This is a genomic window from Streptomyces sp. NPDC096310, assembly GCF_044763125.1.
GTDB lineage: Bacteria > Actinomycetota > Actinomycetes > Streptomycetales > Streptomycetaceae > Streptomyces.
The window spans coordinates 1-3,406 of the sequence record NZ_JBIWFO010000058.1 but is presented as its reverse complement, the minus strand read 5'-3'; the positions used below and the strand labels follow the sequence as shown (position 1 = coordinate 3,406).

3 protein-coding genes are annotated in these 3,406 nt (G+C 63.3%); 2 read left to right on the top strand and 1 reads right to left on the bottom strand.

Features of this window, described 5'->3' with window-relative positions:
- Nucleotides 1-58: 58 nt before the first annotated feature.
- Nucleotides 59-403: a helix-turn-helix domain-containing protein gene (locus ACIQ7D_RS37425; RefSeq protein ID WP_403945756.1), complete on the bottom strand. Its 345-nt coding sequence runs from the start codon at nucleotides 401-403 to the stop codon at nucleotides 59-61.
- 204 nt (nucleotides 404-607) lie between these two features.
- Here ACIQ7D_RS37425 and ACIQ7D_RS37420 point away from each other — a divergent pair, with 204 nt between their 5' ends.
- Together ACIQ7D_RS37420 and ACIQ7D_RS37415 are read left to right on the top strand one after the other, a co-directional pair.
- On the top strand, nucleotides 608-1,750 hold the full coding sequence (locus ACIQ7D_RS37420) for a Gfo/Idh/MocA family protein (protein ID WP_403945754.1): 1,143 nt from the start codon (nucleotides 608-610) through the stop codon (nucleotides 1,748-1,750).
- 25 nt (nucleotides 1,751-1,775) lie between these two features.
- The gene (locus ACIQ7D_RS37415; protein WP_403945752.1) at nucleotides 1,776-2,213 is read left to right on the top strand and encodes a hypothetical protein; all 438 of its coding nucleotides are present in this window, start codon (nucleotides 1,776-1,778) and stop codon (nucleotides 2,211-2,213) included.
- Nucleotides 2,214-3,406: the final 1,193 nt, after the last annotated feature.

The following is a 3,406-nucleotide window of genomic DNA, read 5'->3' as shown; positions in this document are numbered from 1 at the left end:
CCGCCGCACGTCACTGATCCCGAGGTCCCCACCCATGACAAGCACAACGACCACGACGTCACACCGTCACTACAAGCACGGTTGCAGTACTAGGGCCGGGAAGGCGCGGGTAGGTCAGACCAGGGGCGACAGGGTATCCGTGTCGGTTCTGGGCCGGGGGCGAAGCGGCGGTGAGCCCGAAGTCCTTGGGCGGAATGTCGAGTACGTCGGCGAAGCGTCTGAGGACACCGATGCCGGACAGTGAGGAGAGGCCCCGCTCGTACCGGGATACCTGGGAGGCGGAGTAACCGGTTCGGGCACCGAGATCAGCGAGCGTCCAGCCCCGGGCGAGCCGTCTGCCGCGGATCAGCTCCCCGGGATTCTCGGGCCGTTCAGACCGCGATCGCGCTGTGCTGGCAGGCATCCACGCCCCCGTCGATAGCCGAGGTGGCCCCCGCTCACCGTAGACCGTGCTGCCGGGCGGCGACAGCGGCTTTGCACCGGATGCAAACGGCGTTGCGGCCAACGGCAGCGCCCCTGCCGCGGCCGGACCAGGTGCGGTGCTCTGAAGCATGCCTCGGCCCGCAGCAGGCGGGTTGATGTGCTTTCCCCGAGAGGCGTGAACGCGATGGGCGTACGCAAGAAAACAGCCGTCATCGGGCTCGGCCACCAGGCCCTGGAAGATCACCTGCCGGGGCTGGCCGGCTCCCGGTTCGCCCAACTCGTCGCGGTATGCGACACCGACCCCAGCAAGGCCGCCGCCCAGGCGCAGCGGTACGAGGTGGCGGGCTTCACTGATGTGCGTGGCCTGCTGGAGGAGGTGCGTTCGGACTTCGCCGTCGTTGCGGTGCCCCACCACGCCGACCGTGAGGTTATCGGGGCTTGCGCGGCGGCCGGGGTGCATGTGATGAAGGAGAAGCCGTTCGCCACCAGCCCCGCCGAGGCTGCCGAACTGGTGGCGCTGTGCGGCAGGGCCGGGATCGAGCTGATGGTCGCTGTGCAGCGCCGCTTCCATCCGCTGTACACGGCGGCGGTGCCGTTGCTGGAGCGGATCGGGCGGCCGTATCTGGTCGAGGGCCGCTACACCTTCCACTGCCCGGATCCGGCCGCCGGCTGGCGCGGTCGGGTAGCTCTGGCCGGTGGCGGGGCCCTGATGGACATGGGCTACCACCTCATCGACCTGCTGATCTGGTATCTCGGACTGCCCGACCGGGTCCCGGCCGACACCTCTGCCGCCGCACGTCCCGACGCGCAGTACGACGCCGAGGACACCGCTCTGGTTCATCTCGCCTACGACTGCGGTCTGTACGGCTCTCTGCTGGTCTCCCGCTCGGCCGGGCCGAAGTCCGAGCATCTGACGGTGACCGGTCCCCACGGAACGGTGGTCATCGAGCGAGGCCGGGTGAGGCGCCCCGCCCCGGACGGGCAACTGATCGAGTCGCTCATCAGTGAGCCGGCCTGGCCCTCCGCCGCGGCTACGCAGATCGACAGCTTCTGCCGCGTGCTCGACGGTGAGCGGCCCAACCCCTCCGGTCCTGGCACTCACAGCGCGCACGCCGCTTTCCTGGCTACGTCCTACGCCTCCCGGACCTCTCTTAAGATGGCGAATCATGCAGCTAGAGAAGCCGTTGGACAATGGCTTCCGAAGCGTGTGCTCCTCAACGCCACCTCAAAGCTCGCCAGAGGACTCAGTCATAGCTTCAACAGCCAATCCATCATCTGGACAGGCGCTGGAACAATATCGGGCGGGAATATGACCGACAGGGATTGACGAAAATCAGGGGAGAATTCACAAAATGACAGACAGCACACCTGACGTGACAGAGCTGAAGGAAGGCAACAGGATCCCTTGGGGCGCCCGGCTCCGTCTGCGTCGCGCTCTCAACCGAGGCCGTACCGGTGTCCTGCTTGGCGCAGAGATTCGCGAACCACCTCGCAGCATGTCACCAAATTGGAGCACCGTATGGATCAAGAAAGATGGAGAATCCCTGGCTGCGTGCAGCAAAATTGAGAGGCTTCCAAAATTCGTTGATCTCACACCAGGGTCACATGAGCTGATTTTCATCGTGACCCGCACCAGAAAAGGAGGGACGTCTTTCACCAAGACCGTCACACTGCATCCCGGAGAAATTCTTGTCGCACTCTGCGAGCCGATCCAACCGAACGTCTTCTACAAGAAGAGCCCGGCTGCGGATACGTGGAAATTCGGCGTCTTCTCGAACAATGGCTGCTGACATCATGAGCCGAGCTACCAGTAGGTGACACGACAAAAAAGCTGAAGGAGCGCTTCTCCGCTGGCACGCGGCGGGGACGGCCACCCATGTCACGGTCCGGCACAATCACGTCGAGAACAGCAGGAACTGGGGGCGTCGTTACAGTCGCCCCCAGTCAGCAGGAATGTGACTGGGGGGAACCACCAGTCACAGAGGAACCTTTAACAACAGAAACTCCAGGGGTAATATCGTCCACAGTTTCACCATGGGATTCGGCCCAACTGCAGGAATAGGCGGAGCCTTCGGCGCAGGGAAGACGGGCGCAACAAAGCTATTCACCCGGCAGCCCGAGACTGGATACCACTTGCATGGAAATCCGTGTAGCCGATCAAGGGATATATCCCCAGGGTTCCCTTGATCGGCCACACGCGCAGCAAAAGGAGAATCAGCATGCTCCATATCGCCTGGGGAGTCATCGTGGCGGCTGCCGGATTTACCGTAGCATTTGACTACCGGAACATCGGGCTCCGAGTCTACGATTTCGTGGCCGCCCTCTCTCACGACGGCTCTCTCGACCCGAGATTCACCCCAGACATCTTCCGAACCATTTGGGGAATTATGGGAATAGCAGGACTGTGTGCCGCTACTTTCAACATCTATCAGGCTTTTGCACGCCGATAATTCCACAAGTGGTTTCTCAGGGGCGCGCCGAGTGCCCGGGCAGCCGCGGGTCAACACAGTGAGGAGTGCTTCTCCGCCGGTGTGCGGCGGGACGGCTCGCGTTGCCACGGCGCAACCATGTCGAGCAGCAGCAGAAAATGAAGGATGTCGTTACGGTCGCCTTCGGTCGGCAGAACCGCGAGCGGAAACGTTCCCAGCCGTCGATGATCAGAGGCGCTTCTGGCTGCCCCGGACCCTGGTCAACTGAGGCCGACCCTATGTCCAGCGCCCCGACGCGGCAGGAGTCAACCAACAAGCGGAACCGGTCCAGCCGTGCGATCGTGTTCAGCTACGCCAGGAGCGTCTCGCGAATCCCTGCCACACCCCAGGCTCATTCCAGTCCCCAGCAGCTGCTCGGCCGTCATATATCCGAGCGGACGCCCATTTCCTGCCGCAGTGTGAACCGTTCCGGGTTCGATAGGGACTCGATTCCGTGAAAGGATCGAGTCATGGCACGCCCTTCCTCCTATCCCGTTGAGCTGCGTAAACGAGCG